Here is a 5,593-nt window from a genome sequence, read left to right on the forward strand (position 1 = left end):
ATTCTGGGAGGGCAGCAACAAAGAAATTGCGCACACGGATATTCAGGAGCTTAATGACTTCGTATTTGCGAGCCGTTTTATGAAAGCTGCTAAAGATAAGTTTTAACTTTAATCGTCATTGCGAGGCACTATGCAATTTTATTAGATATTTAGATTGCTTCATACTTCGCCATGACGGACCACATAAAATAATACATGATACAATTACTTGCCCCAACTCATTGGAAAGATTATGAACTGATTGATTGCGGGGATTTTGAAAAATTAGAACGTTTTGGCAATGCTATTCTGATCAGACCTGAACCTCAGGCCGTTTGGAAGAAAACGTTATCAGAACAAGAGTGGAAAAAAACAGCCAATATCACCTTCAGAGGCCGCTCTGCAACTTCTGGAGAATGGGTTAAGAAAAATCAATCCATACCAGACCGCTGGCATGTAGAATACAAAAACAACGAAGTTGCCATCAAGCTTAGGTTAGGGCTAACCTCTTTCAAACATGTTGGCGTATTCCCGGAACAGGCCGTTAACTGGGATTTTATCTCTTCTTCCATCAAGAAATTTAAAACCCCACAGCCAAAAGTGCTAAACCTTTTTGCTTATACCGGGGCGGCATCTCTAATTGCAAATGCCGCTGGTGCAGACACAACACATGTTGATTCAATTAAACAGGTGGTAACCTGGGCAAACGAAAACCAGGAACTTTCGGGCTTGAAAGATACCCGCTGGATGGTAGAAGATGCCTTAAAGTTTGTCAAAAAAGAACTAAAACGAGGCAAAAAATACAATGGCATCATTTTGGATCCCCCAGCCTATGGCCACGGCCCAAATGGCGAAAAATGGAAACTGGAAGATCACATCCAAGAAATGATGCAAGATGTTGTTCAGCTTCTGGATGAAAAAGAGCACTTCTTAATCCTGAATACCTATTCTTTAGGATTTTCTTCAGTTATTGTAGAAAATCTAATCCGCACATCATTCCCTAGCGTTAAAAATTTAGAAACAGGTGAATTATATTTACAAGCCACTGCAGGCGTTAAATTACCTTTAGGTGTTTTTGGCAAATTCTGCAATGTGTAAATGTTGATTACTTTATTTTAAACTTCCAGATTTCCATCCTACTTTCATGCACAACAGATTCGGAAAAACTGTCTAAACTTTAATACTTTATAATATCTATGAAATTTCCTCAATTAGCGGGTACTCTAATCCTTGGGTTTGCTGCAATCAGCTTATTTGCCAACTGCAACGCAGATGGTAAGAGCGGAAGTGGCGCAAGCGCTGACACATCCAAAAAGAAAACAGACTCTACTGTCAACATTATGAAACCCGTTGACAGAAAACTGTATGATTCACTAGATAAAAAACTTGCTAACGGAGATACTACAGGCAGATGGCCGGTAAAAAATCAACCTACACCATTGGCTGGTGCCATTTTACCATTTAAACGTATTGTAGTTTATTATGGTAATCTTCATTCGAAAAAAATGGGTGCTTTGGGCGAATATGCACCTAAAGAAATGTGGCAACGCCTAAATACAGAAGTAAAGAAATGGGAAAAAGCAGATCCTACTACTCCGGTTCAGCCAGGCTTGCACTACATTGCAGCTGTTGCAAGTGGAACTGCAGGTAAAGATGGAAAATATATTAACCGTATGGGCAACAAGCAGATTGATTCAGTTTTGAAGATCTCGAAGATGCAACCCAATACAATCGTATTTTTAGATCTTCAGGTTGCACTAAGTACCATTAAGGCAGAATTACCGCATATTGAAAAATATTTACAGTTACCATATGTTCATTTAGGTATCGATCCGGAGTTTTCGATGAAAGATGGTTCTCTACCCGGCAAAAAAAATTGGAACTTATGATGCGGCCGATATTAATTACGTTACCGGATACTTGGCTGATATGGTTAAAAAATACAATTTGCCTCCAAAAGTTTTTGTGTTACACCGTTTTACCAAGAAGATGGTAACCAATTCACAAAACATCAAATTACGCCCTGAAGTACAGGTAGTGATGCACATGGATGGATGGGGTGAGCCAGAATTGAAAAAAGGAACTTACAGACACTTTATCCAAAGTGAGCCTGTTCAGTTTACTGGTTTCAAGTTGTTTTATAAAAACGATCTGAAAAAAGCTCCAAATAGATTAATGACTCCGGAAGAGTTATTGAAACTAACTCCAAAACCAATTTACGTTCAATACCAATAGTATACTGTCGTAAAATACTAAATCCTCATTCATTCATTTGAATGAGGATTTTTTTTATTTAGAATAAGCAATCATAGCACTTTAGTGGCTGGTAGAAGTCTTCAACTCGTTGAAATTTAATGCACTGAAAGTCAATTCAATGCACAATATCTTTACGTTTCAAAAATCTATACTGGCATAGTTTTCGTTAGATTATGCTTATGCAAAAAGCAACATTTGGCGGCGGCTGTTTTTGGTGCACCGAGGCAATATTTCAAACTATTAATGGTGTGAAAAAGGTGACTTCAGGTTATATGGGGGGTGAGTTAAAACACCCAACCTATATGGAAATTTCTCATGGGGATACCGGCCATGCAGAGGTTGTTGAAATTGAATTTGATGAAGAAGTAATATCTTTTCGTGATCTGGTACTCATCTTTTTCAAGACACATAATCCCACAACACTTAACAAACAAGGGAATGATATCGGCAGCCAATACCGTTCAGTAATTTTCTATCACCATAACATTCAAAAACAGGATGTTGAACAGCTTGTTGCTCACCTGGAGCAAGAAAATGTTTTTGAAAACCCAATTGTAACTGAGATTCTTCCGGCTACCGATTTTTATGAAGCGGAAGATTATCATCAGGACTATTTTAATCAAAACCAAAGCAAGCCTTATTGTACGTTTGTAATTCAGCCGAAACTAAATAAGTTTGCCAACGACTTTAAAGAAAAGATTAAACCTTAACTTCTGGAATAATTAGTTTTCGAAGGTGAGTAAAGCATGTTGACTTGCAGTATGCATATCTCGCCAAACGCGATTAATTTCACTATCTTTTTTCGCTGCTTCAAGGCCGCAGTAGGGAAAAAGCAAATCTGCTGATCTCCGGCATGCATGAGCGAGTTTTCTGCTCAATGCACTTACTTGGAACAATACATTCGTGTCGATTATACCTGTATTGATCAACTGCTCCCACGACTGATCAAATGCGGCATAAAATTCAATCTTTACATCGGAAACTTCTGCTTTACAAGTATCGAGTACGGAAGTAAAATAAGTAATCTGATTTTCCTGATATCTTTTCAAACCTGATCTTGAGAAGAATGCATCTTCCACTAATCTTATAAAATGATTTGCCATACCTAAACTATTCACCGCCAATGTGGTTTCAGCGAATTGTAAAAAAGGATAGTCAAATCCCTCATCACTTACTTCTATAGTATCGTTAATTTTGAAAGTTCTGTTTAGAGGAACTTCAAGGTTATTCACTTCAAAGGCGTGACTTCCGGTGGCAATTAAACCAAAATAAGACCACCCGGCTAAAATTTCTACTTCTGCTTTTTTAAGGATAAATGATTTAATTTCCGGATTACCATCCACATCCAGCACATCTGATCCATCATCATTTTTAAGCACACAATTGGCCGTAAAAATTGTGGCATGTAGGGCACCACTGGCGTATTTCCAATGCCCGTTTACCAGGTAACCGTTACTGCTTTTTACTGCGGTACCGCCAACTGCACCACTGCCTGCAAAACAAACGCATGGATCTGCAAAAACTTCTTTTGCCAGTTCAGGATCTAAAAATCCGGCAAACCATGCGGCTCCTGCACAAAGGGTAACGGTCCATCCCAAACTCCCATCGGCTTCCGCAAGTTCCTCTTCGAGTCTTAATATTTCAGGGAGTTTTTTACCTGCACCACCGTAAATTGCCGGCACAAACAGCTTAAACCAGTTCTCCTGGTAGGCAAGCGTTAAAATTTCGGGATGCAATTCTCCCATTTCTTCAGATTGTGCTGCGAATGCCTTTACTTTTTCTTGCCAGGTTGGGGTTAATGTATTTTGCATAAATGAATTGTTCTAAGAACCAACGAAAATTCGTGTGATTCTTCAAGTTTCAAATATTAAACTGTTTTCAACGTTTTCCTTCCGATGATTTTTTTCCAATCCATAAATCCAAAGATGGCTACCACAAATAAAAATATGGTTAAGCAGCCCATTAAAGGAAGTTTTTTGTGAAACAACAGAGGAATAGCTACGATATTTGAAATGTTGAGAAAAATCCAGTTTTCTATTTTTCGTTTGGCTAAAAGCCACATTCCGGCCCAGGCTGTTGAGGAAACAAAGGCATCGAGCAGCGGAACATCAGAATCGGTATGGTTGCGCAATGCAAAGTAAAGTATCCCAAATCCAAGCACCGATATGAGAACAGCAATTCCAATTTCATTTTTGGTGCTCCATGCCACCTGGTTTTCGCCATCTTGTTTACGCTTTTTCCAGATTATCCAGCCATAAACACTCATCACCAAATAGTATATGCTCAAAAGCATTTCCGCATATAGTTTTACGTTTAGCAGCAAGTACATGGAAAGCAAAATGGATACAATACCGGTTGGATATAACCAGATGTTGTTTTTTTTCGCCAGTAAAACTTCTGATACGCCAAAGCCCACTGCTAACCATTCGATAATTGATGTGTGTAAAATCTGCTCTTGAAAAAGCCTGAACCACTCTTGAAAATTCATTTACAATACTTTTTGTCTTACGACCGATAAAAATTATTGAAACTGCTTTCAGGGCGAAACAGCATAGTAAATTTAACCTCTTCCCTACGTCGGCATTATCCGAATCAGGTGCATCAAAAGGTAAAGGTGTAAGTTAGAAGGTATAAGGTCAAAACCCTAAACCTTAAGACCAATGCCTTAAGCCTCTTAAATGGGTGTAATCTCAGCCTTTTGTTTGCTACAGAAATTGCAAAATTCAAAAAGCACCCCTTTGAGTAGGGCAAATATAGTTTTTAAATTGAAAGATTTTGGTTTTATTTCAATTGTCAATGCCGAAAATTCTCGGCCATTGCGAAATCAATTTGCCATCGATTGAAGCAATTTCATTTGTGAAGATTGCTTATTTGAATGAAAATGCCAGGTTCCAATAAAATATCGGAACCTAGCAATAACGATTGATAAGTTAACAGTCAGATAACGAATAGCAGAATTAAACCCTACTAAAACAATCCTAGCTGCCCTTTATCATCAATTTCTATATCATTAGGGTTAGTAATTTCGAAATCAACTTTCTTAACGGGTTTTTCTTCTACTTTAGGCTTTTCCTGAGTCTTTGGTTCCTCTTTTTTTGCGGGAGTTGGTTTTGGCGTTTCAACCGGCTGTCCAACAATCGGCTTTTCTTCCACAACAGGTTTTTCCTGCATTACCGGATCGGCTTTACGTTCAAATTTCGGTTTTGGTTTTTCTTCAGCAGGCACTTTTTCAGCCCCTTCAGTTTCTACTGCATCGGCAACTGCTGGTTCCGTAACTTCATCCTGCGTTAAATTTTCATCTTCACCTGATGGTTCATTTCCTCCCCCATCTTCATTTTCATCAATTTAGTGTGTACGT

7 protein-coding genes and 1 pseudogene are annotated in these 5,593 nt (G+C 38.5%); 5 read left to right on the plus strand and 3 right to left on the minus strand.

Annotated elements, in window-relative coordinates; all coding sequences use genetic code 11:
* The 5 genes and pseudogenes from ON09_RS26350 to msrA all read left to right on the plus strand — a co-directional run.
* A pseudogene (locus ON09_RS26350) lies at positions 1–106 on the plus strand (ABC transporter ATP-binding protein); the annotation flags it as partial.
* An 89-nt stretch (positions 107–195) separates the two neighbouring features.
* Complete coding sequence (locus tag ON09_RS22095; RefSeq protein WP_010603248.1) at positions 196–1,077, plus strand: class I SAM-dependent methyltransferase; 882 nt, start codon at positions 196–198, stop codon at positions 1,075–1,077.
* Between the two features lie 98 nt (positions 1,078–1,175).
* Complete coding sequence (locus tag ON09_RS22100; RefSeq protein WP_316927836.1) at positions 1,176–1,868, plus strand: hypothetical protein; 693 nt, start codon at positions 1,176–1,178, stop codon at positions 1,866–1,868.
* Positions 1,831–2,214 (plus strand): hypothetical protein, encoded by a 384-nt coding sequence (locus tag ON09_RS26710; protein ID WP_316927837.1) that lies wholly within the window; start codon positions 1,831–1,833, stop codon positions 2,212–2,214. The genes ON09_RS22100 and ON09_RS26710 overlap by 38 nt, the downstream gene beginning before the upstream one ends.
* A gap of 200 nt (positions 2,215–2,414) precedes the next feature.
* On the plus strand, positions 2,415–2,945 hold the full coding sequence (msrA, locus tag ON09_RS22105) for a peptide-methionine (S)-S-oxide reductase MsrA (RefSeq protein WP_238533781.1): 531 nt from the start codon (positions 2,415–2,417) through the stop codon (positions 2,943–2,945).
* A 12-nt stretch (positions 2,946–2,957) separates the two neighbouring features.
* Here the strand turns inward: msrA and ON09_RS22110 are convergent, their stop codons facing one another.
* From ON09_RS22110 to ON09_RS22120, 3 genes are all read right to left on the minus strand, one after another.
* Positions 2,958–4,046, minus strand: a complete 1,089-nt coding sequence (locus tag ON09_RS22110; RefSeq protein WP_010603250.1) for an acyl-CoA dehydrogenase family protein — start codon at positions 4,044–4,046, stop codon at positions 2,958–2,960.
* Between the two features lie 56 nt (positions 4,047–4,102).
* Positions 4,103–4,723, minus strand: coding sequence for a nicotinamide riboside transporter PnuC (gene pnuC / locus ON09_RS22115; RefSeq protein ID WP_010603251.1), 621 nt, complete (start codon positions 4,721–4,723; stop codon positions 4,103–4,105).
* A gap of 479 nt (positions 4,724–5,202) precedes the next feature.
* On the minus strand, positions 5,203–5,460 hold the full coding sequence (locus tag ON09_RS22120) for a hypothetical protein (RefSeq protein WP_010603252.1): 258 nt from the start codon (positions 5,458–5,460) through the stop codon (positions 5,203–5,205).
* Positions 5,461–5,593 lie beyond the last annotated feature (133 nt).

The sequence above is a fragment of the Pedobacter agri PB92 genome (genome assembly GCF_000258495.1).
GTDB lineage: Bacteria > Bacteroidota > Bacteroidia > Sphingobacteriales > Sphingobacteriaceae > Pedobacter > Pedobacter agri.